Here is a 24,210-nt window from a genome sequence, read left to right as displayed (position 1 = left end):
TTAACCAAAAGTTAATTGGCACATCGGTACATTGCCTATACTGCCTATGTCCGGGATGGAGATCGTCAACAAGCTGGCCAGCAGAGGTTTCATGGTAGAGCCGGAAGCCCTGGAACTGCTCAAGGCTAAAAGCAGCCGCGACCTGGAGCGCCTTCTTGACGGGATGGACGCTTCCGCGTTCATGGTCACTGTGGAGGACGTCAGGCGAATCCTGTCCTCAGAAGAGGTGATCAGAGCCTCCGTATCGGGCAGCTCTGACAGATCTCATGGGAGCACTGTTCCGCCATCCCAGGCCACGCCTGCCTACAGGTCTCCGGCAAAGCCCAGGCAGATCCAGCCCGTCGCATCTGCAGGAGAAGTCAGGGTCCTCAACGACATTACTAACAATTCCACCTGTATCGGCGACTACGACGAGTTTGTAGGATATTTCCGCTATCGTTATACAAAGCTGGGCGACATGATCCGCAGCCGGGTCAGCTCCCGCCCCATCGAGAGCCTCAAAAAGGGCGGCCGCCGGTCCAGTAGCGGAGACGGCAAGAGCGAGGTCGCGGTCATAGGCATGGTCAGCGATCTTCGCCAGACGTCGGGAGGCCACCGCATGATCGAGCTGGAGGATCCCACGGGCTCGATCAACGTGCTGATCATGAAGGACAGTGACATCTTCGAGAGCCCGCTCATCCTCGACGAGGTGATCGGAGTGTCCGGCCAGCTGTCCGGCGACGGGGGCCTGCTCATCGCCAAATCCCTCGTCTACCCTGACGTGCCTTACACCAACATCCCCCGCCGCTCATCAGAGCCATCCATAGCAGCGCTGATCTCCGATGTCCACGTGGGCAGCGACACCTTCCTCGAGGACGACTGGATGAAGTTCCTGGACTGGGTGAACGGGGACTGCCCCACCGACAGAGACGCCGACCTTGTGTCCCGGCTCAAGTACATCATAGTGGCCGGCGACCTCGTGGACGGCATCGGCATCTACCCCGGGCAGGAAAAAGAGCTGCACATCCTCGACGTCTACGACCAGTACCGTAAGGCCGCCGAGTACTTCTCCATGATCCCGAAGCACATCCAGATCGTCATTTCTCCAGGAAACCACGACGCCGTCAGGCAGGCCGAGCCCCAGCCAGCCCTTTCCAGGGAAGTGCAGGACATGTTCAAACAGGGCAACGTCACCTTCGTCGGCAACCCGTCTGCAGTGGAAATAGAGGGGGTAAGAGTCATGATCTACCACGGCAGGTCCATCGACGACCTGGTATCCAATTTACCCGGCGCATCGTACTCCCGGCCCGAGCTCGCCATGGCCGAACTCCTCAAACGCCGCCACTTATCGCCCATCTACGGAGGCAGAGTGATGATCGCGCCCGAGGAAAAAGACCACTTCATCATCGACCCCATACCCGAGATCATCCACAGCGGCCACGTCCACACCGTAGGCGTCTGCAGGCACCGCGGCGTCATCCTGGCAAATTCCGGAACATGGCAGGGCCAGACCGAATTCCAGAAGAGAATGAACATCCAGCCCGACCCGGCCCGCATACCCCTCGTCGACCTCAATACCGGCGAGGTTTCGATAGTCGGGTTCCGTGAATAGCTCCATGGAATTGCTATCACCATAGAGGCACAGAGGTGCACAGAGTTCCTAGTTTACCACAGAGGGCACAGAGGGCACAGAGGGCACAGAGTACTGGTTTTACCACAGAGGGCACAGAGGTGCACAGAGGCTTATTTAACAAGTGATTATTTTTCAATACATTTCATCAAAATTCTCTGTGTGTCTCTGTGCCCTCTGTGGTGAACCACTCTCTGAGTATCTCGGTGGTGAATAGCCGATCCATCCTCTATGGTTCGCTGCGGGCTGCCTTTAAATACCGGGAAGGCGATACTTAAGTGATATCATGCCGGGGAACATCAAGCTCAAGCTGTACCTTGATTCGGGCGTCCTGCTCAGTTTGCTGAGGGATGAGGAAGCGAACGGTGTCAGGCTCGGGGAGAACGTGGCGAAGCTGCTCTATGAGGCGGCGGAGGGGAAATACCAGGTGCTCGTATCCGAGCACACCGCAGCCGAGCTGGTCGCCGCGGGGGCTCCGCGAGAGTACGTGGACCAGGTGCTGCGGCCTATGATGCTGCTGCACGGCGGGGATTTGCTGGTGGCCAACGAGAGCATCATCATCGGGGCGCTGAAGCTTTCGAGGACCTACGAGATCCCCTTCCTCCGGGCGCTGCACGTAGTTTTTGCACACCGGAACAACGCGCTGATCGTCACGAGGGATATGAATACCATGCTCAACGTGCGCAGCTTTGCCGGGATCATGTCCCCAGAAGACCTGATCAGCATGGGCTGACAGCCGCCGGTAATGTGACTGGCACGCTTTAAGACCGCCTCCCCCGGGAGGCAGTTCACATTTCTCAAAACAGTTCTATCGGCTGAACTTCCCGATCTCTTCCACGTAAGCCCGGGCAGCCTTCTCGTCGTCGCCGCCGGCCTGCTCCAGCAAGGCCTTCCACTTCTCCTCCCGGAGCTTCTCGATCTCTGCCACGGTATCGCCGGAACCCCGGCCTTTGAGCATGCCTTTCTGGTAGTCGATCAGCTGCTTCATGAGGCCTGCGATGGCGGCTTTCCTGTCGGGGTAGTCTCCCCTGGTGACTGCTTCGTCGATCTTGCTCTGTACGTCCGGTTCAGCCATTGGATCACGTCGATAGAATCTTGCCTGCAATACGCAGGCTATATTAAGTAGTCTCAGAGGATAAAAATAAAAAGCTGTCGCCTGCTATGCGCGTAATCCGCGCGGCCTCCGCGTATGCCTTATAAACGTCGACGGTTGCAACAAAATCCCTCCTCCATTCCGCCCACAAATTTTAAATATTATCTATGATAGGATTCTTGCTGGAGTTCAGTATGACATACGTTGACGACGACGACTTCGACGAATTTGATGCAAGGGACGAGATGGACGACGACCTGGAGGCTGACGAGTCCGGACGCTGCGACGAGTGCGGTCTCAAAGTCAAGAAGGACGACGCCACCGTATGCCCGGCCTGCACTGCCACCTACCACCGGTGGTGTGTGACCGAATGCAACCGCTGCAACACTCCGCTGAATTCCGACGAGGCCGAAGAACGCCGGCCAGTCAGGGCAGCAGGAAAACGTGCGGCACCTAAGAAGAAGACGACAGTCAAGGCTGCGTCCACTGTAAGAGCTTCGAGGGCGCGCTAAAGCATCTCGGCTCTATACTTTTTTGAATTGCTTTCATGCCGTATGTGTGAACTCAAAGGGGTGTCGTCTGCCTCGAGCTAGTTCAGCTTCTTAAATCATATTTTGCTTACATCGCCGGTCAATACCAGCAATAGCGATTTTCTATAACAATTCTCGCGGGTCGACGGCCGCCCAAAAAGAATATAACCTAACACGCGGGTCGACGGCCGACCTGATGGTCGGCCTACTACGGTTTTTCGGGTGCTGCGCCGTCAGGGCCGGGCTCGCACCCTCGCAATGACAGGCCGGCTGGCGCTACGCAGCCGCCGACCTCACATTGCTTCGCAAGCCCTAAGCGACGCCACTTCGTAGGCGTCCATTGCCCTGCCGCCTCCGCATCCCTCCGCTTCGCTCCGGGCAGACCCGAAAAACCTCCGTCGACCGCATACAGTTAGTACTTATTCTATCGGCGAATCGGTACTACTTGAAAGGTTTAGCGGTCGGCGAGGCGTTTCGGGCTTGTCCTGCCCATCAGCGATGATACGGAGATAACGGGGCAATGGACGCCTACGAAGTGGCGTCGCTTAGCGCTTGCGAAGGGGGTTCGACTGGCGTAGCCGAAGGCGCAGCCAGGTCGTGCCTCCGAGGGTGCGAGTGCGGTCCCGGCATCGGAGTACCAGAAAAGACGAGTAGCCCGTCAGTGGACGGGCGTCGACCCGCGATGAATTCTATGGAAAAACCGTATTATATAAAAAAGAAGATGTTTAAGCCTCTCACAAGGAAGCTTAAACCACCTCGATTTTCTCCAGGATCATGCCCTCGACCATCATGATCGGATTCCTCAGGGACTCTTTTATCGCAGCGTCCAGCTTCCACTCCTTGTCCGCATACAATGTAAAGAGTCCGTCGCCCTTCTTCACGTACTCCCCTTTCTTCTTGTGGAGAATGACGCCCACTCCTTTGTCGTGGGGGGCGCCGGCGAGGCGGCACATGTAGACCAGTCTCTTGTTGGATATTTCGAGGACGTAGCCGTCCTGGGGGGATAGCACGGTCGCGACCTTGTCGCCGATGGGGACCATGTCGGAGGTGACCTTTGGGTCGCCGCCCTGGACTTCGATGATCTCCTTGAACTTTTGCAGGGCTTTGCCGCTCTTGACCAGTTCGACGGCCATCTTCGCGCCCTCGTTCTTTGGGGCGACGCCGCCCATTTCCAGCATCATGCCGGAGATGGCGATGGTCTTCTCCAACAAGCTCCGGGGCCCTTCGAACTTTTCAAGCATGACCATGGCCTCCCTGACTTCCACTCCGCCGCCGATGGCCCGGCCCAGCGGGGTGCCGCCATACGTTAAGGCGCACTCGATCTTCATGCCTAACCGGTCGCCGAGTTCCATGAAGTCCCTGGCGAGCTTCCTGCCTTCCTGCACTGTCGGAATCTTGGTCTCGTTGCCGCACGGTATGTCGAGCACCATAGTGTCTGCGCCTACGGCAAACTTCTTGGCCATGACCGACGCCAGCAACTGGGATTTCGGGTCGATGGACAGCGGGTATTCGACGTTGATGATCTTGTCGTCCGCCGGGGCGATGTTGGTGGCCCCGCCCCAGACGAGGCAGCCTCCGACTTTGGTCGTCATCTTCTTGATCTCGTCCGCCCTGAAGCTGACGGGGCAGAGGATTTCCATGAGGTCTGCGCTGCCTCCGGCGCCGGTGATGGCCCGGCTGCTGGTCTTGGGGATCAGCAGGCCCGCCGCGGCGATGATGGGCACGATGCAGAGCGAGATCTTGTTGCCGGGGACGCCGCCGATGCTGTGGTGGTCCATGACCGGGTGGACGTCGAACGAGATCTGGTCGCCCGTCTTCACCATAGCCCGGGTCATCCACTCGATCTCGTCCGAGTCCATGGTGTAGATGTACGATGCCGTGACGAAGGCGGTCAGCTCGACCTCGGTGAGGTTGCCGTCCACGATGTCCTCGATGATGGCGTGCATCTCTTCGCTGGTCAGCTTTTGCTTGTCCATCTTCTTCCTGATGAAGGAGACTGACTTGGGCTTGGCCGCGGGCAGCACTTCGACCACCTCATCGGGCACTACCTTAATGGATTCCCACGCTTCGCGGTAGATGCCGATTTTGCCCGGGCTCACGATGGCGTCCGTCGTCTCTACGACCGCAGTAATAGTATCCTTGTCCTTCACCTGGACGCGGTCGCCCGCCAGCACGCCTAGCTCCTCCGCGTCGGCGGAGTTGATGATCACTTCGTACCGGCCCACTTCGATGTCATAGGGCTGTGCTCTGAGCTTCATTCATTAACCTCGATGGGGTTGATGTAATTAGAGTTACCCTGATGACAAATATACTTTCTTGGGATTAACTTCAGGGCCTTCAGCCTGGTACAGGTGTCGGTAAAGGTCGGCCTCGGCCCGGCCTAAGGTATGCCATATGGGGAAACCATAATAGAGTAATCGGGCGATCCAATCAGTTTACAGGCAACCGCCTGCTAACAGAAAGTATTTTTCCTTTTTAGCCGAGCTATAAGCGCCAAAAGCTGATACGACCAGTATTATTGGCGATATTTTAATAAGAAGGTGATCATTTGAACGCTCGGCTCGTGGCAATGGCGTTAGCCATGTTCTTATTCGCCAATATTCTTCTCTTCGCCGGCGCAGCAGGCGCGGAGGCCTCTGTCTCGACAGAGATCGTAGACACAGGGTATCGTCCCTGGACTCACGGCTTCTCTTTCCAGAATTTCGGCGACCCCGAGGTGTACTACGGCATCGACCTCGGTGCTGTGCTGGGATCCGATTTCCACGACGAGATCTTTCGCCACACGGGCCACTGCTACGGGATGGCCAGCGCGAGCGTCGACGACTTTCTGGCCAACCGCACTCCTGCAGACCAGCCGATCGACGAAGCCATGCCCTGCATCGACCGGATCCAGACAGATCAGTCCTTCTACTATATTGCGGAGTACGCCCGGTTTCCGTTCGGCGGCAAAGCCCTGGACAACCGGGCCGAGTACGAAAAGATCATAGAACGGCTGAAGTCGGGAAAGCCTGCGGTGATCGGCGTCTACTATTCGGCGGGAGGCCATCCGGGGCACGCGGTGGTCGCGTACCGGGCGGACGTCGGCGAAAACGAGACGCGTATTTCGGTCTACGATCCGAATCTGCCCCCTGCCATGTATCCCTATGTGGAAGCTCCGCTGACGGCCGTCTACTACCTGAAAAACGGGTCGTTTCAATACGATAATGGCCAGCCTTTCGACCAGGTGCGGCTGAACGACCTCGACGCCTCGGGCATCGCCGCAGGCCGGGCCCTTGCCGCCAGCCTGGCGTCTCTCCCCGGAGCCCTGCTTTTCCTGCTGCTCATGCGCCGATTTCCACCAGGACTTTAACGTCTTCCTTATCCCCTTTCAGGCCTTCTTTCACGTTCTCCAGGCGGACCCTGCGGCTGAACATCCGCTCCAGCAGGCCGGGCCACCGGCGCTCTATCGATGTCAGCCGGTCGATGCCCCGCTCGAAGTGGACCCGGTTGCTGCTCACCGTGCCGAAGACTGCCTTGTTGTGCATTACGAGATCCTGGTTTACGCAGTCGGTGCACACCGAATGTGTCCGCTGCTCCGGGGATAAGCCGGTCAGGCAGACGATCCCGTTGCTGTCAGTGAGGCCTATCGCCTTGAACGCGATCTCGCTGGAGCCCGTCGCCTCCACGATCATGTCTAAGGGCCCCTGCAGTTCGGCGATTTGCTCGATCGGGGTCTCCTTCACGTTAAAATACTCGATGCCGGCTGCTTCAGCTATCCGGGCCTTCAGGCTCTCCCGGCTCCGGGTGGCGAAGGTGCTCACCTCCAGCCCGACGTCTCTCAAAATAAGCGCAGCCAGCAGCCCGATGGGGCCTGCGCCCGCGACCAGCGCCCTCCGGGGACGCCAGATCATGCGTTCCTGGATCTTGAACGCCTGCTCGATGCCCTTCTCCACAATGCTCAGGGGCTCCAGCAGCACTGCGACCTTCCGCAGGGACTGCGGGACTGGGATCAGGTTTTCCGGGCGCTCGGTGTAGTATTCAGCCATATACCCGTGCATGCCCTTGATCCCCCGCTCGAGGTAGTCGTCTGAGTCGCACATGTCTGGCTGTCCCGTCCTGCACGCGAAGCACATCCCCGGGCACGACCGGCGGACGGTGGCCACGACCAGATCGCCTTTCCGAAAAGCCCTGACGTCCTTGCCCGCCTCTTCCACGACTCCGAGGTTCTCGTGGCCTATGATCAGGTAATCGCTGCCGGCAGGCGCCTCCCCGATGATGCCCAGGTTGAGCTCCTCGTCAGTGCCGCAGACGCCGGCCTCCAGCATCCTCACTAAAACTTCGCCAGCCCCGGGCCGGGGCCGATCGACGTCGATGACCCTGAGGCTGTCCTTCTTGCCGGGTGTGATGGCTGCCGCTTTCATAAACTACCTCGAGATCGCTGGATCAGGGATATTGCCGGAGGCCGGGATTATGGATTTATTACTGGCGATTCTCCGAATCCTGTCTTAGGCAGGGTCGCCCGCCGATCTTCCGGCTACAAGTACATGCTCTTCTCGATCTCCTTGCTGCCCTTCCGTTTCAGTTCTCCGCCCACGTTCTGGTAGAATCTCATAGCCTCGTCGGTTACCGAAGGCTCGGTGGTCTTCAGGGCTTCCATGAAGTGCTTCTTTCTGACGACGGTCGCCTTCAGGTCTTCCCTGAGCGCGAGCCTGCCGGCTTTTTTGCACAGGTAGGCGATGTCTGCGCCTGTGTACATATCGGTCCTGTCCACCAGCTCTTCCAGCTTCACGTCCGGGGCGACAGGCATGCGGCGCATGTGCACCTTGAAGATCTCCCTCCGGGCGCCCCGGTCGGGCACCGGCACCAGGATGATCTCGTCGAACCGGCCCGGCCGCAGCAGGGCGGGGTCGATGATGTCCGGCCGGTTGGTCGCGCCGATGACGACGACGCCCCTGAGCTCTTCCAGGCCGTCCAGCTCGGACAGGAGCTGGTTGACGATCCTTTCCGTGACCCTGGGCTCTCCGCTGGCCCCGCCCCTCACCGGGGCGAGTGCGTCCAGCTCGTCGAGGAAGACGACCGCGGGAGAGACCTGCCGGGCCTTCTTGAACACCTCGCTGATGTGCTTCTCCGACTCGCCGTACCACTTGGACAGCAGATCGCTGCCCTTCGCCGTGATGAAGTTCGCCTGGCTCTCGTTGGCGATCGCCTTGGCCAGCAGCGTCTTGCCCGTGCCGGGCGGGCCGTACAGCAGCACGCCCTTCGGGGCTTCGACGCCTATGCGCCGGAACGAGTCCGCGTATCTCAGCGGCCATTCCACGGCTTCCCGCAGGAGCATCTTGACGCTCTCCAGGCCTCCGATGTCTCCCCAGGTGACGTTGGGCACCTCGATCATGATCTCTCTCAGCGCGGAGGGCTGGACGATCCGCAGCGCCTCCTCGAAGTCCTGGCGGGTGACGCGCAGCTTGTCCAGTACCTGCACGGGCAGAGACTGCTCTTTCATGTCGATGTTCGGGAGCACCCGGCGCAGGACGTTCATGGCCGACTCCTTGCAGAGCGCGGCGATGTCCGCGCCCACGAAGCCGTACGTCCGGTCGGACAGCTCGTCCAGGTCCACGTCGGGGGTGAGCGGCATACTCCTCGTGTGGATCTGCAGGATCTCCTTCCTTCCGGCCTTGTCCGGCACCCTGAGCTCGATTTCACGGTCGAACCTGCCCGGCCGGCGCAGCGCGTTGTCGATCGCCTCCGGCCGGTTGGTCGCGCCGATGACGATGACGTTCTTCCTGGACTTCAGGCCGTCCATGAGGGACAATAGCTGGGCCACCACTCTGCGCTCCACCTCCCCGGTAACTTCCGCCCGCTTGGTGGCGATGGAGTCCAGCTCGTCGATGAAGATGATGGCGGGAGCGTTATTCTCCGCCTCCTTGAACACGTCTCTGAGGTGCTGCTCGGACTCGCCGTAGTACTTCGACATGATCTCCGGGCCGTTGATGGAAGTGAAGTACGCGTCCGACTCGTTAGCCACAGCTTTGGCCAGCAGCGTCTTGCCGGTGCCCGGGGGCCCCAGGATCAGCACCCCCTTCGGGGGATCTATGCCCAGCCTGTTGAACAGCTCGGGGTACTTCAACGGCAGCTCGATCATCTCTCTGATCTTCTGTATGGCGTCCCTGATGCCCCCCAGGTCTTCATAGGTCACCTCTGGCACCTCAGTCCTGGAGATCTCGGTCGCCTCCGGCATCAGCTGAATTTCAGTCACCTCGGTTATCTTTACTATGCCCGCCGGGACGGTCGACGCCACGGCCAGCTTGACCTCGCCCAGGCCCAGCGAAGGGTTGGAGAAGAAGTCGCGGAAGAACTCCTCGAACATCAGGTTGGAGTTGAACGACTGGCTCGGCGGGTTGTACGTCGACGTGGACACGATGTCCCCCTGGGACACCGGCCGGTTGAGAAATGAGGCCTGCAGGCTGTCGGGAGATGCGTAGATGCGTATGCCTTTCTGAACAGGCGTCAACACCACTTTCCTGGCCTCGTTCCACCGGGCGCGGGAAATCTCCACATAGTCCCCCAAAGTAGTCCCCGCGTTGTGCCGGACGATGCCATCCACCCTGATGATGTCCAGGTGCATGTCCGAGGGAAAGGCGCTGCCCACGATGGCCGAGGTGGTCCGGCGGCCCGTGATCTGGATGATGTCGCCGTACGAGACGCCGATTTCCTTGATGTGGCGCTCGTTGATCCTCGCGATGCCCCTCCCGACCTCGCGCTTATCTGCTTCCGCCACCTTCAGCCGCAGCTTAGCTTTCTCCTCTTTCTGCACGGTCATCGTCAAACCTCAACAGAATAATAAATATAATCAATATAATATAAATGTGAGTTTCGGTTATCACGGCATTTAGCGCAGGCTAGAATAATGGCATGCATGGCATGCGGTAGGCTGATCTTACAGGTGATCAAGCTGGCCAGATAATATAGTTATATACAAAATTGGATTTTTTAAGTCAAGCTGGTGAAAAACTTCTGGAGGTCGGGGAGTTCCCTGGAGGTCTGGGAGGATTTTCAGGCCGGGAGGTTGGAGAGGGTGGAGAGGTCTGAGAGGAGGATTGGGAGTGTGGAAAGGTCTGAGAGGATTTACTTATATATTCTCTCTGACCTCCGGGTACCTCACATAACCCCCTCTCAGAACTCCTGATCTCTCTGACCTCTCAGCTTGAAAGTCCTCTCTATACCCGGAGAACCTCTCCGACTTCATTTACGAGTGCCTGGCGGCATTTTCGACCAATAGCAGGGTAATAGCGCAGCGTACGCCGGTTATGGAAGTATTAAGGCTTAGCCTGTGCACTTTACTTAGCTATCCTTTGATCTTGACTCCATTGTACTTTCTGAGGACGTCCACTACTTCCCGCAGCTTGTCCTTCGGCTCCCCGTCATCGAACTCTCCGAGGGACTGCTCTATGAACTCGATCCGCTTCTCCACCTGCTTCATGCAGGCATCTATTGCCTGTTCCCGGGGCATGGTTTCGAGGTACATGAGGGGCAGGATGTAGGACTGCTGCAACGAGATCTTGTTCTCGTCGTCGATCCGGGTGAACTCGATCAGGTCGTCCACAATCTGGTAGGCGATGCCGAACTCTTCTCCCATCTTCCGGCAGAGCTCTGCCTTATCGTCGGAGACGCCCGCGATCCTCGCGCCGATCTCGAAGCACGAGGCGAAGGCCGTCGCAGTTTTCCGGCGGACGCACTCGAGGTAGTAGGCCTCGTCAGTCTTCGATCTCCTGGTTTTGATGTCGAGCACCTCTCCTTCGGCCAGCTCCAGGCCCATCCGGCCGAATGCCTCGATCGACTTCGCATCGTAGCCAGAGTAGAGCATCACTGCCCTGGATATCAGGTAATCGGCGGACACAGTGGCGATGAAGATGCCGAACTTCTCGTGGGAAGTCAATTCTCCCCGGCGCTTCAGGCCCTCGTCGAGTATGTCGTCCTGGATCAGGGACGCCGTGTGGATGCACTCTATCCCGAGCGCGGCGTTCAGCGCTTTTTCAACGGTACCGCCGTTCAGCTCTGCCATGATTAACAGCGTGAGAGGTCGCAGCCTCTTCCCGGAAGTCTTCAGCGAATGGGCCATGCCCTGCCTGATCTCCGGCAGCTCGACTCCGGCCAGCAGCTGATCAATACCCTCATTGATCGCCCTCATCTCTTTCCAGTTTTGCATACGAGTCACTAGATGATGATAGATTGCCGATTAATTATTGCTGCAAGCTTATATTTATTCCTGTCCAGCCGCTGCGCCCGCGTACAGATAGCGTAACTAATACAGGCGACTATATTACAGATGCTTTCTATCCGGCACCAAAAGGTTTAAGCGAAATCCCCCCGCATTTAATGCCTATAGGGGATAATATCGATGGATGGTGCAGGAACGACCATTTTCGACAGGATAGAGCAGAAGCTCTCCGCGGCTGGCGCAGAGGTCGACATCACGGACCTCAAAGAGGCGGTCAGCCAGTACGATGCGAAGATATCGGAAAACCCGGCGGACACCGAGAGCCGGATCATCGGCCTCGAGCTCAAGCTCGTCATGCTGGCCAGAATGCTGAATGCGGCCATGGACGTGCTGCCCAGTGGCAGCGCGGCAGCCTCAGCCAGCGTTCCCGAGACGCCCTTCGACGACGAAGCCTCCGCTCCTAAAGCGGCTCCGGCACAGGCTGCCACCAGCAACGGCCCGAAGAAGAAGCGCCTCAGGCAGAACCCCGCGACCGGCGTCATCGAGGAGATCGAGGACACGGAAGAGGACAACGTCATCGTGGCCGACGGCCGGATCAGGTTCAGCGGCGGCAAGGCCATCCCCGTGAGGGATGAGAAGAAGTGCGTCTTCATCAACGCAGTGGACGACGAAGCTCCCGGCCCGATCAAGAAGAAGTAAGTGGACCGATAGCGCAGAACGCCTGTCGTACTGACAATTATCAAAGATGGCTGTGCTTTAGATAGCCACAGCCATCTCCCCCCAATTTTAAGCGAGAGTTTCTCTGAATCTGTGGCGAACCGTTCTCTATGGGTCTCTGTGGTAAATTATTCACCACGAGCTAGTAGTCCTCGTCCTCATCGTCGTCCAGCGCAGCTTTCGCCTTCTTTCTCGGCGCATACGTCCGTTTCCTGGTGGTGCCCACTAAAGCGTTGTACTGCTCCTGGGTGATCTTCTCCGGATCCTCGACGCCCTCTCTCAGTAACTTAGCCTCCGCGGCGGCCGGGTTGAGCCGCTCGATGCGGGCGATCTCGTGGACGGCGTCCAGGTTTCTCACCGTGCGATCCAGATATCCCAGGATGTCGCCTTCGAAGGCGTTCAGGTTGTAGTCGGCGGCTATCGCTCTCGCTATGCCGTGGGGGTCTTTTCCTTTCAGACGATAGGCGATCAGCTTCTTGCTGAACTTGCGCTCGGCGCAGCCGCAGAACGGGCTGTCCTCGCACACGCAGTCCAGGAAGTCGGCGCTGAACTCCAGGAACTGGTCCCGCATCCCGTGGTCCATCTTCGCTATCGCGTCGCAGGAGAAGACGATGTCGAGGCTGGACGGGCTGAACACCCTTGAGGGCACGCTGATGCCGATGATCTTCGATAACCTGTCTGCTCCTCTGAAGTACACGGCGTCGAACGCCTCCAGCTCGACGGCGATGTCCAGCGGGGCGACCTTCTTTCGCAGCCGGTCCCGGATCAGGAGGGCGTTCGCGACGCTGAGGAAATGAGTCACGACAGCCCGGCCCATCTGCGTCTGCTTCACCAGGCCCTTTTCTTTGACCAGCAGGCCGCCGGAGACGCATTTCTGGACCAGCGCAGAGGTCGGGCAGGTGATGCCCAGCATCCCGTCGTTGATCTTCTCCAGCACCTTCTCCTCCGGTGCGACGCTAGTATTCGCCAGGCATTCCTCCATCTGCTCCGGCTCGTCATAGCAGACGTTCACGTGCTCGGCGCTGCCGCCCAGCAGGCGGAATGCGACCTCTTCCTCGCTCTCCCCCTCGATGGTGCTGTCGGGGTCGGAGAGGACGACGACCTTGCCGAGGTCGTGGAAGTCTGGCCTGCCCGCCCTGCCCTGCATCTGCTGGAACTCGCTGACCGACAGCCAGTCTTTGCCCATCGCCAGGGACTCGAAGATCACCTGCGAGGCGGGGAAGTCCACGCCTGCCGCAAGAGCTGCCGTGGTGACCACTACCTTGATCTCGCCCTTCGCGAACCGGTCCTCCACGCTCTTGCGCTGCGGGTACGTCAGGCCGGCGTGGTATGGGGCGGAGTTGATGCGGAGCGCCTGGCTGATGGAGTGGCACTTCTTCCTGGAGTTGGTGAAGACGATGGTCTGGCCCTTGAAGCCTTTCGAGGAGGTCTTCGAGTACTCCTTGGAGGCGTACTCGTCGATGAGGCGGTACTTCTCGTGCTCCTGCGCGAAGATCAGGTGCCTTTCGAGAGGCACGGGCCTGTGCTCGTACTCGACCAGCGTCCCGCCCAGGTGCTTTGCCACCTCTTTCGGGTTGCCGATGGTCGCCGATAAAAAGACGAACTGGGCGGCGGGGGCGCAGGCCTTGAGCCTCGCTATGAGCCCGTCCAGCCGGTGGCCTCTCTCCGGGTCCTCCAGCATGTGCACCTCGTCGATCACCACGGTGCCGATCTTTTTTACCCCGGCGGGGCCGGAGGTGCGGAGCACGTAGTCCAGGCCCTCGTACGTGCCCACCACGATGTCCGAGTCCAGCGAGGTGTTCAGCTTGACCGAGTTCAGGGAAATCCGGGACGTGCCCACCCGGATGGCGGTCTTCAGCCCGAGGGGGGAGTACCGCTTCTTGAACTGCTCGTACTTCTGGTTGGCCAGCGCGACCAGCGGCACCAGGAACAGCATCTTCCCTTTGCCGGCCAGGATGTTGTTGACGCCCGCGAGCTCGCCGATCAGCGTCTTGCCCGTGGCGGTGGCCGAGACGACGAGCTGGCTCTTGCCTTCGAGCAGGCCGGAGCTCACCGATTTGGACTGCACCGGGAGGAGGCTCTCCACCTTGCCGAGGAGTACCTCTTTGAGTTTCGGGTCGATCTTGAGGTCGGAGACCTTCACCGGCTTAATCCTCGACTCCGCCGCCGGGATCAGGTCGAACTTCGTCAGCTCCGGGGGCAGGTTGGACGGGTTGAGCAGGGCGAGCACCCGGTTCAGGTCCCTCGTCTTCTCGAGGATGGCCTCCATCCGGTCGAGGCCCTTCGAAGTGATCCTGCCCCGGAAGCTCAGCTCCCTCTTCAGCTCTTTTTTGGCGCAGTCCAGGCAGACCAGCTCGCTCTTGAACCTGACCATGTCGGGCTTCCTGAAGGTGATCTTATCCTCCATCAGGCAGAACCGGCAGACGCCTATCCTCTGGGACGTGAGCTGGTAGGCTTTCAGCATGTCGTTGAGCGGCTGCTCCTGGGCGTCCGCCATCATCGTGGTAAAAAGGCAGTCGGCGGCCTTGAGCAGTTCCGTGAACGTCGACACCGGCAGGTACTCGTCTCCCTTTTCCTTGATCACCCTCACCTTGAGCGGCCTGATGCCCCTGGAGGTCTCCTGCACGGTGAGCACGCCCGAGAAGACGGGCGTGCCCTCGCCTTTCACAGGGTAGACCCGGTACTCGTCCTTGCGGTAGGGCACGAAAACGACGTATAGCGCCATGTATTACTCGGAATAGATGATGCTGCTCATATAAATCGTTATTTGCTCCCGAGAATATATGCGGAATGAGCGCGGATAGTGCATCATGGATCTCGAAAGGCCCCGGTACCCAGAGTCTCTCATCGACCGCATGAAGAAAGAATACCCGTTATCCTGCATCGGGTGCGAGTTCCTGCGCGCTCTGCCCGACCGCACCACCCTGTGCACCTACGGCGGCAGCCCCAGAAAGGTCGACGTCCTCGACCCGCTGGTGTCCAACAGGACCTGCAAGCACAACAAGCCGGAGCCGGGCATACTGGACATGCCGGAAATCCCGAAGCCGGGATCGCCTTCCGGAGAGCGGTAGCTTTCCCCTGTTCTATCTGCCCAATCGCCCTGAGGGTGGATTAACAGATTATGACAGAAAGGGTTAATACTAGCAACCCAGATATCCTCCCGGCTCAGGCCTCGTTCTGGAGGCGGTCCAGGAAGTCTAACCGTGTCGGAAGGGCATAGATCATCTTCAATGTTGCTGGCGTGTCTGCTGTTCATCGGCGTGATGGTCGCAGTAGTTCTCTTCTACGGCGCGCTGTCCGGCAGTCAGGCAGAGCCTGTCATCGCTACGCCTACAGCGGGTAACATTAGTTTCGTGAGCGCCGATCTGGACCAGTGGCAGCCTCTCGGCAGCTCTCACTCGTCCACCGTCACTTTCCGCAGGGACTATTCGGGCGTGGAAGAGATCAGCGGCAACCTGACCTTCAGCCTTCCCGACGACGGTTATAGCGCTAAATCCGTCTCTTTCAAAAACTGGACCCGGGGCTCGGACCTGACCCTCGAGTTCGACTACACAGTGCCCCCGGACGGGTACGCGGGCGCCATCTCTCCGGAGTTCCGGCTCGACCTCGACGAGGTGAACGAGACGCTGGCCTTCGATTACCTCGACGAGACCGGGAAATATATTTTCGTCACCTTCGCCATATCCGATCCCGACCCCGCGGGCGACAACCTCGGGAACGACGATCTCAGCACCCTCGTGCCCACCGGCTACTATGATCAGCGTTTCTTCACGAGGCAGGCGGAGGCGTACAATAATTCCCTGCACGCTGCCATGGGACTGACCAACGGTGTGGAGCCCTACCGCACGAAAGACCTGTACGGGGCTATGAAAAACCTGACCTCGTACGTAAACCGCCAGATGACCTCCGATACGGACCGGTGGCAGAAAGACCCATATTATGGTGAATTCACCCAGAGCGACTGGTACATAGGGTTCAACCAGTCAGGCTACGGCCCCCGGTATCACGGGATCTGCAAAGACTACGTCTCGCTGGCCCGGTCCTACTACAGGTCCATGGGCATCCCGGCAAAGTTCATCATCTGCGTGGAAAAGAACCGGAACGACTCCGTCTACAGCCACGCCTGGCTCGAGGCCTGGGACGGCTCGAGGTGGATCCACGCCGACCCCACGTGGAACGTGTTCGACAATCCCCGGCACTATAAAGAGAATGGCTACTACGACATCCAGATCAGAGAGCTTTCCGTGTGCGTCAAAAAGCCGACCAGCATCAAGACCTCCGGCGTCGACGACCTGATCTTCCAGGCGTGGATCTACTGGGACTGGGAAGACCGGCTCGACTTCGACGTCGTGGTCGACAGAGGCATGGACCCTATGTATAACTAGTTGCAAACAATCCCGGGACGCGATCGTTTTTCTTCCCGCGCCTTCAGATGGGGAATATGTTCCTGGTGATCTTGCCCACCCGGCCGCCGATGACCCACCCGGCGACGGCCATAGCGGGGGCGAGTCCGCAGCACCCGCATACTGGATTGAGGCCGAGGCCCGGCTCGCCGAAGATGGCGGTGAATATGGTAGCCCCGGCGACTGCTATCGAGAGGGTGGCTGCCAGGGCGATGGCGCCGGCCATCCGGGCTTCGCCGTCGCTGCCGATGGATTTGCGAAGCTGGATCACGGTGAGCACCGGCGGGGCGAAGGTGGCGACGGCCGCCAGCATGAGCGCCGCGACCAGGCCGGGACGGGTGTCGAGGCGGATGCCCAGAAAGACGAACGCGACCGCTATGATCGCGCCTATGGTGGCGCCGGTGATCGCCGCGGCTACGAGGTTTTCGAACGAGAAGTAGACGGTGTGGTGGTAAACGTTGGTGTGCCGGGGGGCCTCGTATCCGTAATCGGCCCACGTATTGCCGGAGTATCCGGTGCTTCTGTATGTCTGGTACCCCGGCGAGGGCGATCGCAATGCCGCATCATATCGCTCTCTGGCTACGGGGTCTGAAAGCGTCTGGTACGCCTCATTGAGCTGGCGCATCTTCTCCGCAGCCTCTGCCGACTGGTTTTTGTCCGGGTGGTAGTGTAGGGCGAGCTGATGGTATGCCCGCTTGATTTCCCCGGGGCTAGCGTCCCGGCCGACTCCCAGCACATCGTAGTAGGTCCTCATTTTGCCTCCCGGAAGCTAGTGAAGTTTGATCGATCAGTCACGGCGGCAGGGATTATATATTTAATGCAGAGACGCGGAGAATCTATCATGGAGCTGATTCCTTGCTCGCGGCGGTGACCAACCGGGATTTCCCCATGCTGCGCGCGGTGCTCGCGAAGCTGTTCGAAATCGATCTCGAGTACGACCCGGCGCTGTTCCCGGACAGCAAAGCGTTCACCGGCCCCTTCAAGCCGGATAATGGCGACAGGCAGGGTAGCCGCCTACGATCGCTAGCTTCTTCTATGGGCCGCAGATATAAAGTATACAGAACCTTCCGACAGGTCGTCCGCCAGATCAGGGCCGCGGACCCGGAGAACAGGATAAGGATCGTTTTCGTCGACGGCGCCGAGGACCTCGCCTTCGGGATGGCACCGCACACGAACATCATCGGGTTCAACGTGGCCAGGCATAAGCTCATCTTCGTAGGCGTGCCTCCGGAGCTCGACCCCATCTCTCCGGACTGCGATCACACCCCGGAAACCATGGACTCTTACCTCGTGGCGGTGGCGCTCCACGAGCTGTACGAGAACCTCACCGGGGACGTCAGCCACTGCCGCAACCCCGGGAAGTGCATCAACTCTGTCTGCCGCCACCACGAGAACGGGACGTGCTGCGTCTGCATGGGCGGGCTGATCGACAAAAAGTACCCTGATTTGAGGCTGGAAGACCTGTTCTGCGAAGAAGATCTGTCGGAGCTCCGCAGGGCATTGAATAAGATGACCTGAGCCCGGGCTTCGGCTTCGTTCAGCTCTGGCTCAGATCGGCGATCTCGTACCCGACCCCGGCAGCCTCGAGCTTCTGGACCGCCTGCGGGGCCATGTCCTCGGAGATTACCAGCGAGGCTTTAACTCCCTTCATCGCCGCTTCCACCGCGGCTTCGACGGCCCCGAACCGGACTTCGGGCTTCAGCCCGGCCTTCCTCAGCGCTGCCAGCGCTTCGATGCCTGACACGCACACGATGCCGCTCACTGAGCGTTTCAGCGATGCACAGTCGACGTTATGCGAGCCGCCGCTTGCAATGGCCGGCACCCGGACCACAGTTACTTTTTCCTGCTTCAGCGGTATGAGGCCTTTCAGCCCTGACACGCCCACGTCCTCCCCGGCGCCCGCCGCGTTGATCGCGGTGCCGCTCGCGCTTCCGCTCCCCCGCCCGGCGTAGAGGACGCCCTCCTCCATGGTGAGGCTGACCACGTCATCCTTCTTTACCGGCTCCCGGGCGATCGCCGCCCAGACCGTAACCTGCCCGATCACGTTGTTGAGCACGTACTCAGAATAGTCTTTCAGCTCCCGCGCCCCGGAAATGATGGACTCTACACCCAGCGGTGTCACCGTGTACTGGCCCCGGCCCCCGGAGCTAATCATGCCCTCGGCTACCAGGTCTTTGATGTACTCAGATACGGCCTGCGGGGTAATCCCCAGGGAGTCGGCGATCTGGCTCTGCTTGATCTGGGGCTGGCTCGCGGCGACCTCCACGAGGATCTGGAACCGCGTCACCTCCCGCTTCTTCTCCAGCACCGTCATGATCTTATTCCCTGACTCGTCACGGCCGGTCCCTGACGATCTCCAGCCGCTGTCCCTTGACCGCGATGCGCCCCGACCGCTTGGCTATCGCCTTCAGGAACATGGGGCTCCGTTCGAACACCCGGGCGAGGTTGATCAGGGAAGCGTTCCCCTTTTCCACCTCGGCCTCGATGTCCTCGGCCAGCTTTCGCAGGCCCTCGTCCATCGAGAACGAGATCATGATCAGCTCGCTCATCTCCTTCATCGTGCACTGGAAGCTGGCTCGCACCTCGCTGTAGGAAGTACGGTACTCCAGCACCGGCTGCTGGCCGGGCTCAGGCATACGCCACCTGCTCTCGACAAGGCCGCCCTGCCGCAGGGCCTCAAGGCTCTTGGTAGTATCCTTGCCGGTGATCGTGTCCAGCTCCTCCTTCGTCTTCCACCCGGCCGACACCTCGTCGAATACCTGCGAGTGCAGTCGCGAGTTGAATACCTGCAAAAGCGGCACCATGTCCGCAGCATCATTGATGATCTTTGTCCTCTTAACGCTCGGCTCCATTAAACTGGGCTCCATCCATAAAACATGACATAGAAAAATATATCACAAATCGGCAATAAACTTTTTGAAGCATCACACCAATCTGAGCTAGTTTTATGAAAAAGGCAAAAATTACGGTAAAGGGTATTGTCCAGGGGGTTGGCTTCCGGCCGTTCGTCCACAGAATCGCAAACGAGGCCGGCGTCGTGGGATTCGTGCAGAACCTGGGCACCAGCGTCGCCATCGAGGCCGAGGGCGAAGACGCCGCCGTAGAGACCTTCATCGCCAAACTCAGGATCGGGCCGCCCCTGTCCCGCATCGACTCAGTGGAAGTAGAGTACCAGCCCTATGAGGTCAAATACAAGGAATTCGTAATCGAAAAGAGCGGCCTGTCCGGCTTCGGCGGCTTCATACCCCCCGACACCGGCATCTGCAATTCTTGCATAGACGACATGCGGCACACCGCTCACTATAAAGACTACTGGGCCACCTCCTGCGTAGACTGCGGGCCCCGGTACGCCATCATGGACACCCTGCCCTACGACCGGGAAACCACCTCCATGACAGACTTCCCGCTGTGCGAGGACTGCCTGAAAGAATATACCAATCCGAAGGACAGGAGGTACCACGCGCAGACCATCTCCTGCCCTAAGTGCGGGCCTAAACTCAGCTTCTATAATTCCGAAAGACAGGAGCTCTCGCCTCCCCTGGAACAGACGATCTCCGCCCTCCAGGACGGTAAAATAGTGGCCATCAAGGGCGTCGGCGGTTTCCACTTATGCTGCCGGATGGACGTGACGCCGCTGCTGCGGGAGCGCAGGAAGCGGCCGGAGCAGCCCTTCGCGCTCATGGCGCCGCTGCCCATGATCGAGGACTACGCCTGCGTATCCGAGGGCGAGCGCGGGCTGCTCGACTCGCTGAAGCGGCCGATTGTGCTGCTGCGGCGGAAGGACAACGTGCCCGAAGCGGTTTCCCCGGGCCTGCATACCGTGGGCTTCATGACCCCGTACACCGGCTTCCACCACCTGCTGTTCTCGAAAATTCGGGAGCCGCTCATCATGACCAGCGCCAACCTGCCCAGCGAGCCCATGGTCAGGGACAACGAGGAGGCTTTCGAGAGGCTGGGCGGCATCGCCGACTGCTTCCTGCTCCACAACCGCCGCATTTTGAACCGGTGCGACGACTCTGTCCTGAGGTGGAACAACGGCAGCATGTTCTTCACCAGGATGGCCAGAGGCTACGCTCCCACGTCCTTCGTCATGAAAGAGAAGGCGCCCAAAGCCATTTTAGCCATGGGCCCGGAGCTCAACTCGACCATATCGATCTACAAGGATAACCTGTGCTACGTCTCCCATCATCTGGGCAACATCACGAATCCGCTCGCGCTCGACAACCTCCGGGAAACCGTAGACCGTCTATTGAAGATGACCCAGGTGAAGCCGGAGATCATAGCCTGCGACCTGCACCCCTCCTTCCTGTCCACCCGGCTCGGCAGGGAGCTGGCGCAGAAGTTCGGCGCCTCGGTAGTGCCGGTCCAGCACCACCGGGCGCACATCGGCTCCCTCGTCATCGAGCATGTCGGCAGCGCCGACGTCAGCGTCGACGACATAGTCGGGGTGGCCATGGACGGCGTGGGCTTCGGGGAAGACGGCACCGTCTGGGGCGGGGAAATATTTACCGGCAAAGGCCACCCTGTCGGCCTGCTCCCGGTACCCATGCCCGGCGGCGACCTGGCCACCAGGTTCCCGCTGAGGATGGTCGCCGGCCTGCTGCACGGCTCCTCGATCGAGGATAGCCGCATTATAAAGATGCTGGAGCAGGGAATGACGGAGATCGAGGCGAACGTGGTCATGCGGCAACTCCAGACCGGCCTCAACGTAGCCCGCACCTCCAGCGCCGGCAGAGTGCTCGACGCGGTCGCCGCCGTACTCGGAGTATGCTACCGCCGGACCTACGAAGGCGAGCCCGCGATGAAGCTGGAGAGCGCCGCCTATTACGGCGACGCCAGCAACGTGAAGCTCCGCTGCGACCTGATCACGGAGAACGGCATGCAGTTCGTGGACTCCAGATCCCTGCTCGTATCAGTAGTAGAGGCACTGGATGCAGGCAAACGAAAAGCCGACATCGCCGCAGCAGCCCAGGAGACGCTGGCAAAGGCGTTCGCAGACCAGGCCTGCGAGGAGGCCAAGAAGGCCGGCAAAAACATCGTCGGCTTCAGCGGCGGGGTCGCAGTCAACGCGGCCATCGGCGCCGTCATCGAGAACACGGTGAAAGAGAATGGCCTCAAATTCGTCACCAACCACAAGCTCCCCTGCGGCGACGGCGGAGTCTCCTTCGGCCAGGCCGTGCTGGCCAACAGAACAGTCGAGAAATGAGCTTACGGGGGCACAGGGATTTAGTTTACCACAGAGGCACAGAGGTTCACAGAGATTTACTTAATAATCATGGGGCGTGCCCATATCTTTCTTTTAACTTATGGATTGGCCTACGTGCATCAGGCCTATATAGTTGATATAACCGAACAGCTTCGACACCCCAATACTTAAAATAGAATATTACTCTGTGTGTCTCTGTGTCTCTCTGTGCCTCTGTGGTGAGCCGTCGACGTGTTTCTCTGAAGCCTGTGGCTATTATTAAAAAAGGATTGCCGGGCCGGGGTAAGCCTTTATTCTATTTTTCCACTTTTTTGGTCACGATCTTGCCCCTGGTCTTTTTGGCCGGCTTTTTGCCGTAGTATTCGATGAGTCCATTGGACTGGAGCTCGCCGAAGGCCACGTCGGGGCGGATGACGGCGCTGCCTTTGCAGGTGACCTTGCCGAGGACTCTGGCGTGGTCGAGGGCCATGAGGTCGCCTTTGACGGTGAGGTCGCCTCTTATGATGGTCCAGGGGCCGAGGATCACGTTGTTGGCCTTGACGTCACCCATGGCCTGGGCGCCTTTGCTCAGGATGAGGTCGCCGTCTATGGCGACGTGTTCCAGCAGCCTCGAGTTCATTCCGGCCAGCAGGTTGACCCTGTAGTTGATAGGCTTGATATAGTTGGAATTTTTCCCTATTATCAGCGTATTAGACTCAATATGAGCCCTGATCGACGAACGATCCATCCCTTCAGCCATATACATTCACTTTTCAATCATAACGTATAAAAAGTTTATTTAACCCCACGGGTTTCAGGGCTCATAAATCGTATTATAATAAAAAGATTATCGTAAACTAATGGTTGCACTACTATTCCAGGACCCTGCGAATGCGTTCAAACCGCCTGTCGCCCTGGCCTTTGCTCTGCAAGAAAAACGGCCAGCGTCGCACTCATGGCCGATAGCTACCATCGCAGCCTCTGGCCGATGATAAGGGTAATTACCTCGGGGTCAGGCCTTTCCTCAGGGCAGTACGGGTATCGCAGAAGCCGGCGGCACATGTCCAGTGGGCATACTTGTGGATCAGAATATGACGCCCAGAGGTTACGGAAGACTTCCGGGCTGCAAGTAAGCAGCGCCTGTATGACGTGTCCCCTGAAAAGCTTCTCCGAGTATATATCGTCCACCCCGCCGCGCAAAGGAGTGTCTTTAAAAAATACTATATAATAATTATTGTCCTGCGGGCTGAAAGATCTATGCGGGGTACCGTCGCTTGCCTTTCGGTAGATCTGAGTTGTAAGCTCGTGCGGAAGAGAGGATCGCGGAAGCCCGACAAAGATATCGGGGGTTAGCCTGCGCTTTCAGCGCATGCGAGGTTTATCCGTGTGCCTCTTTACCGGATGATCAACAGCCCGCCAGCCTCCAGGATCGAAGCATCCCGGAAAGCTCAATAATTTATATAAACGCGTATTATTAAATCTTATAATGTGATTGCCCATGCTCAGGATTAACGACCGGGTTCCCGACTTCGAAGTGGATGCATTTGCTGACAACGATATCAAAAAGATCAAGTTTTCTGACTATAGGGGCAAGTGGATGGTGCTCATTTTCTATCCCGCCGACTTCACCTTTGTCTGCCCTACGGAGCTGGAGGAAATGGCTGACCTGTACCCGAAGTTCAAAGAGCTCAACGCCGAGGTGTTCAGCGTCAGCCGGGACACTGCCTTCGTTCACAAGGCCTGGCACGACAACTCCCCGGCGATCAAGAAGATCAGGTACCCGATGCTGGCCGATCCCACCGGTAAGCTATGCAGGGAGTTCGGCACCTACATCGAAGAGGAGGGCGTATCCCTGAGAGCCAGCTTCATCATCGACCCGGACGGATATCTGAAGGCGATCGAGATGCACGACAACAGCTTCGGCCGGAGCGCGAAAGAGCTGCTGAGAAAGCTGGAGGCGGCCAAGTTCGTCCACGACCACAAGGGGAGAGTATGTCCCGCCAGCTGGCAGCCGGGCGAAGAAACGCTTGAGCCCACCATTGATATGGTGGGCAAGATCTAGGGGAGTACCGCCGCTTGCCTTTCGGTAGATATGAGTTGTAAGGTCGTGCGGAAGGGAGGATCGCGGGGGCCTAACAAAGAGTATCGATGATTAGTCTGCGCTTACCAGCGCAGATATGTCGGGCCAGCCCTGCAATCCATCCATTAGTCCTCCGCCAGTCACCGTGGTATCGCGTGCCTCCATCTCTATCACTGATGCCTGCGGCCCATATTCTCACGGGACAGCAGGTCCCCGGCTTTCAGGGGTGTATACCACGCCGATTTGGCCCGCCACAGGCGGGCACGACCGACATATTTATTAATAAGGTGTGACATTTGGGTGTTGCTGAATTCTGGATGCCTCGGTGGCTTAGCCGGCATAGCGCGTCCTTGGTAAGGACGAGGTCGCGAGTTCAAATCTCGCCCGAGGCTCTAAAAC

General features: G+C 58.9%; 21 protein-coding genes and 1 tRNA gene. 12 read left to right on the top strand and 10 right to left on the bottom strand.

Going from position 1 to position 24,210, the window contains the following annotated elements:
* Window positions 1–46 precede the first annotated feature (46 nt).
* Together RCI_RS08880 and RCI_RS08875 are read left to right on the top strand one after the other, a co-directional pair.
* Window positions 47–1,591 (top strand): DNA-directed DNA polymerase II small subunit, encoded by a 1,545-nt coding sequence (locus RCI_RS08880; protein WP_048198336.1) that lies wholly within the window; start codon window positions 47–49, stop codon window positions 1,589–1,591.
* A gap of 304 nt (window positions 1,592–1,895) precedes the next feature.
* Complete coding sequence (locus tag RCI_RS08875) at window positions 1,896–2,342, top strand: type II toxin-antitoxin system VapC family toxin (RefSeq protein ID WP_012036094.1); 447 nt, start codon at window positions 1,896–1,898, stop codon at window positions 2,340–2,342.
* Window positions 2,343–2,417: 75 nt separating this feature from the next.
* Here the strand turns inward: RCI_RS08875 and RCI_RS08870 are convergent, their stop codons facing one another.
* Window positions 2,418–2,684: a hypothetical protein gene (locus RCI_RS08870; protein WP_048198334.1), complete on the bottom strand. Its 267-nt coding sequence runs from the start codon at window positions 2,682–2,684 to the stop codon at window positions 2,418–2,420.
* A gap of 212 nt (window positions 2,685–2,896) precedes the next feature.
* On the opposite strand from RCI_RS08870, the gene RCI_RS08865 reads away from it, so the two are divergent.
* Window positions 2,897–3,214: an RING finger protein gene (locus tag RCI_RS08865; RefSeq protein ID WP_148266581.1), complete on the top strand. Its 318-nt coding sequence runs from the start codon at window positions 2,897–2,899 to the stop codon at window positions 3,212–3,214.
* A 764-nt stretch (window positions 3,215–3,978) separates the two neighbouring features.
* Here RCI_RS08865 and RCI_RS08860 read toward each other — a convergent pair.
* Complete coding sequence (locus RCI_RS08860) at window positions 3,979–5,490, bottom strand: AMP phosphorylase (protein ID WP_012036091.1); 1,512 nt, start codon at window positions 5,488–5,490, stop codon at window positions 3,979–3,981.
* A 290-nt stretch (window positions 5,491–5,780) separates the two neighbouring features.
* Between RCI_RS08860 and RCI_RS08855 the strand changes: the two genes are divergently transcribed.
* The gene (locus tag RCI_RS08855; protein ID WP_012036090.1) at window positions 5,781–6,581 is read left to right on the top strand and encodes a hypothetical protein; all 801 of its coding nucleotides are present in this window, start codon (window positions 5,781–5,783) and stop codon (window positions 6,579–6,581) included.
* Here the strand turns inward: RCI_RS08855 and RCI_RS08850 are convergent.
* Together RCI_RS08850 and RCI_RS08845 are read right to left on the bottom strand one after the other, a co-directional pair.
* Window positions 6,553–7,632: a glucose 1-dehydrogenase gene (locus tag RCI_RS08850; protein ID WP_012036089.1), complete on the bottom strand. Its 1,080-nt coding sequence runs from the start codon at window positions 7,630–7,632 to the stop codon at window positions 6,553–6,555. The two genes, RCI_RS08855 and RCI_RS08850, sit on opposite strands and share 29 nt — an antisense overlap.
* A 113-nt stretch (window positions 7,633–7,745) precedes the next feature.
* Complete coding sequence (locus RCI_RS08845) at window positions 7,746–10,028, bottom strand: CDC48 family AAA ATPase (protein WP_173363043.1); 2,283 nt, start codon at window positions 10,026–10,028, stop codon at window positions 7,746–7,748.
* Window positions 10,029–10,211: 183 nt separating this feature from the next.
* On the opposite strand from RCI_RS08845, the gene RCI_RS16690 reads away from it, so the two are divergent.
* Window positions 10,212–10,394, top strand: coding sequence for a hypothetical protein (locus tag RCI_RS16690; RefSeq protein ID WP_148266580.1), 183 nt, complete (start codon window positions 10,212–10,214; stop codon window positions 10,392–10,394).
* A gap of 159 nt (window positions 10,395–10,553) precedes the next feature.
* Here the strand turns inward: RCI_RS16690 and RCI_RS08840 are convergent, their stop codons facing one another.
* A complete protein-coding gene (locus tag RCI_RS08840) occupies window positions 10,554–11,414 on the bottom strand; it encodes a polyprenyl synthetase family protein (RefSeq protein WP_048198332.1) in 861 nt (286 codons plus the stop codon).
* A 192-nt stretch (window positions 11,415–11,606) separates the two neighbouring features.
* Here RCI_RS08840 and RCI_RS08835 point away from each other — a divergent pair, with 192 nt between their 5' ends.
* Complete coding sequence (locus RCI_RS08835; RefSeq protein ID WP_048198331.1) at window positions 11,607–12,125, top strand: hypothetical protein; 519 nt, start codon at window positions 11,607–11,609, stop codon at window positions 12,123–12,125.
* A gap of 160 nt (window positions 12,126–12,285) precedes the next feature.
* Here the strand turns inward: RCI_RS08835 and RCI_RS08830 are convergent, their stop codons facing one another.
* Window positions 12,286–14,868 carry a DUF5814 domain-containing protein gene (locus RCI_RS08830; protein WP_012036085.1) on the bottom strand — a complete coding sequence of 861 codons (2,583 nt, stop codon included), beginning with the start codon at window positions 14,866–14,868 and terminating at the stop codon, window positions 12,286–12,288.
* Between the two features lie 85 nt (window positions 14,869–14,953).
* Here RCI_RS08830 and RCI_RS08825 point away from each other — a divergent pair, with 85 nt between their 5' ends.
* Together RCI_RS08825 and RCI_RS08820 are read left to right on the top strand one after the other, a co-directional pair.
* Window positions 14,954–15,214 (top strand): hypothetical protein, encoded by a 261-nt coding sequence (locus RCI_RS08825; protein ID WP_012036084.1) that lies wholly within the window; start codon window positions 14,954–14,956, stop codon window positions 15,212–15,214.
* A gap of 159 nt (window positions 15,215–15,373) precedes the next feature.
* Complete coding sequence (locus tag RCI_RS08820; protein WP_048198329.1) at window positions 15,374–16,528, top strand: transglutaminase-like domain-containing protein; 1,155 nt, start codon at window positions 15,374–15,376, stop codon at window positions 16,526–16,528.
* 43 nt (window positions 16,529–16,571) lie between these two features.
* On the opposite strand, the gene RCI_RS16685 is transcribed toward RCI_RS08820, so the two are convergent.
* Entirely contained in the window at window positions 16,572–17,300 is a 729-nt protein-coding gene (locus RCI_RS16685) for a J domain-containing protein (RefSeq protein WP_012036082.1), read from the bottom strand.
* Window positions 17,301–17,401: 101 nt separating this feature from the next.
* On the opposite strand from RCI_RS16685, the gene RCI_RS08810 reads away from it, so the two are divergent.
* On the top strand, window positions 17,402–18,064 hold the full coding sequence (locus tag RCI_RS08810; protein WP_012036081.1) for a hypothetical protein: 663 nt from the start codon (window positions 17,402–17,404) through the stop codon (window positions 18,062–18,064).
* A 19-nt stretch (window positions 18,065–18,083) separates the two neighbouring features.
* Here the strand turns inward: RCI_RS08810 and RCI_RS08805 are convergent, their stop codons facing one another.
* Both RCI_RS08805 and RCI_RS08800 read right to left on the bottom strand, forming a co-directional pair.
* Entirely contained in the window at window positions 18,084–18,860 is a 777-nt protein-coding gene (locus tag RCI_RS08805) for a DUF7839 domain-containing protein (protein WP_012036080.1), read from the bottom strand.
* 19 nt (window positions 18,861–18,879) lie between these two features.
* The gene (locus tag RCI_RS08800) at window positions 18,880–19,398 is read right to left on the bottom strand and encodes an ArsR family transcriptional regulator (protein WP_012036079.1); all 519 of its coding nucleotides are present in this window, start codon (window positions 19,396–19,398) and stop codon (window positions 18,880–18,882) included.
* Between the two features lie 95 nt (window positions 19,399–19,493).
* Between RCI_RS08800 and hypF the strand changes: the two genes are divergently transcribed.
* Complete coding sequence (gene hypF / locus RCI_RS08795) at window positions 19,494–21,752, top strand: carbamoyltransferase HypF (protein ID WP_012036078.1); 2,259 nt, start codon at window positions 19,494–19,496, stop codon at window positions 21,750–21,752.
* 295 nt (window positions 21,753–22,047) lie between these two features.
* Here hypF and RCI_RS08790 read toward each other — a convergent pair whose 3' ends face one another.
* Entirely contained in the window at window positions 22,048–22,491 is a 444-nt protein-coding gene (locus RCI_RS08790) for a polymer-forming cytoskeletal protein (RefSeq protein WP_148266579.1), read from the bottom strand.
* Between the two features lie 738 nt (window positions 22,492–23,229).
* On the opposite strand from RCI_RS08790, the gene RCI_RS08785 reads away from it, so the two are divergent.
* Window positions 23,230–23,793: a peroxiredoxin gene (locus tag RCI_RS08785; protein WP_012036075.1), complete on the top strand. Its 564-nt coding sequence runs from the start codon at window positions 23,230–23,232 to the stop codon at window positions 23,791–23,793.
* A gap of 337 nt (window positions 23,794–24,130) precedes the next feature.
* A tRNA-Thr gene (locus RCI_RS08780) sits at window positions 24,131–24,203 on the top strand.
* Window positions 24,204–24,210 lie beyond the last annotated feature (7 nt).

Source organism: Methanocella arvoryzae MRE50, from assembly GCF_000063445.1.
GTDB classification, from domain to species: Archaea; Halobacteriota; Methanocellia; order Methanocellales; family Methanocellaceae; genus Methanocella_A; species Methanocella_A arvoryzae.
Note: the sequence above shows the minus strand (reverse complement) of the source record. Positions and strands in the feature narration are given on the sequence as shown.

Excerpts from the sequence above, each read along its gene's own strand:
- RCI_RS08845 (WP_173363043.1), bottom strand. The coding sequence starts at position 10,028 with ATGACCGTGCAGAAAGAGGAGAAAGCTAAGCTGCGGCTGAAGGTGGCG.
- RCI_RS08820 (WP_048198329.1), top strand. The coding sequence starts at position 15,374 with ATGTTGCTGGCGTGTCTGCTGTTCATCGGCGTGATGGTCGCAGTAGTT.
- RCI_RS08785 (WP_012036075.1), top strand. The coding sequence starts at position 23,230 with ATGCTCAGGATTAACGACCGGGTTCCCGACTTCGAAGTGGATGCATTT.
- hypF (WP_012036078.1), top strand. The coding sequence starts at position 19,494 with ATGAAAAAGGCAAAAATTACGGTAAAGGGTATTGTCCAGGGGGTTGGC.
- RCI_RS08860 (WP_012036091.1), bottom strand. The coding sequence starts at position 5,490 with ATGAAGCTCAGAGCACAGCCCTATGACATCGAAGTGGGCCGGTACGAA.
- RCI_RS08870 (WP_048198334.1), bottom strand. The coding sequence starts at position 2,684 with ATGGCTGAACCGGACGTACAGAGCAAGATCGACGAAGCAGTCACCAGG.
- RCI_RS08865 (WP_148266581.1), top strand. The coding sequence starts at position 2,897 with ATGACATACGTTGACGACGACGACTTCGACGAATTTGATGCAAGGGAC.
- RCI_RS08880 (WP_048198336.1), top strand. The coding sequence starts at position 47 with ATGTCCGGGATGGAGATCGTCAACAAGCTGGCCAGCAGAGGTTTCATG.
- RCI_RS08805 (WP_012036080.1), bottom strand. The coding sequence starts at position 18,860 with ATGACGGTGCTGGAGAAGAAGCGGGAGGTGACGCGGTTCCAGATCCTC.
- RCI_RS08825 (WP_012036084.1), top strand. The coding sequence starts at position 14,954 with ATGGATCTCGAAAGGCCCCGGTACCCAGAGTCTCTCATCGACCGCATG.
- RCI_RS08840 (WP_048198332.1), bottom strand. The coding sequence starts at position 11,414 with ATGCAAAACTGGAAAGAGATGAGGGCGATCAATGAGGGTATTGATCAG.
- RCI_RS08830 (WP_012036085.1), bottom strand. The coding sequence starts at position 14,868 with ATGGCGCTATACGTCGTTTTCGTGCCCTACCGCAAGGACGAGTACCGG.
- RCI_RS08835 (WP_048198331.1), top strand. The coding sequence starts at position 11,607 with ATGGATGGTGCAGGAACGACCATTTTCGACAGGATAGAGCAGAAGCTC.
- RCI_RS08790 (WP_148266579.1), bottom strand. The coding sequence starts at position 22,491 with ATGGCTGAAGGGATGGATCGTTCGTCGATCAGGGCTCATATTGAGTCT.
- RCI_RS08875 (WP_012036094.1), top strand. The coding sequence starts at position 1,896 with ATGCCGGGGAACATCAAGCTCAAGCTGTACCTTGATTCGGGCGTCCTG.
- RCI_RS16685 (WP_012036082.1), bottom strand. The coding sequence starts at position 17,300 with ATGAGGACCTACTACGATGTGCTGGGAGTCGGCCGGGACGCTAGCCCC.
- RCI_RS08800 (WP_012036079.1), bottom strand. The coding sequence starts at position 19,398 with ATGGAGCCGAGCGTTAAGAGGACAAAGATCATCAATGATGCTGCGGAC.
- RCI_RS08850 (WP_012036089.1), bottom strand. The coding sequence starts at position 7,632 with ATGAAAGCGGCAGCCATCACACCCGGCAAGAAGGACAGCCTCAGGGTC.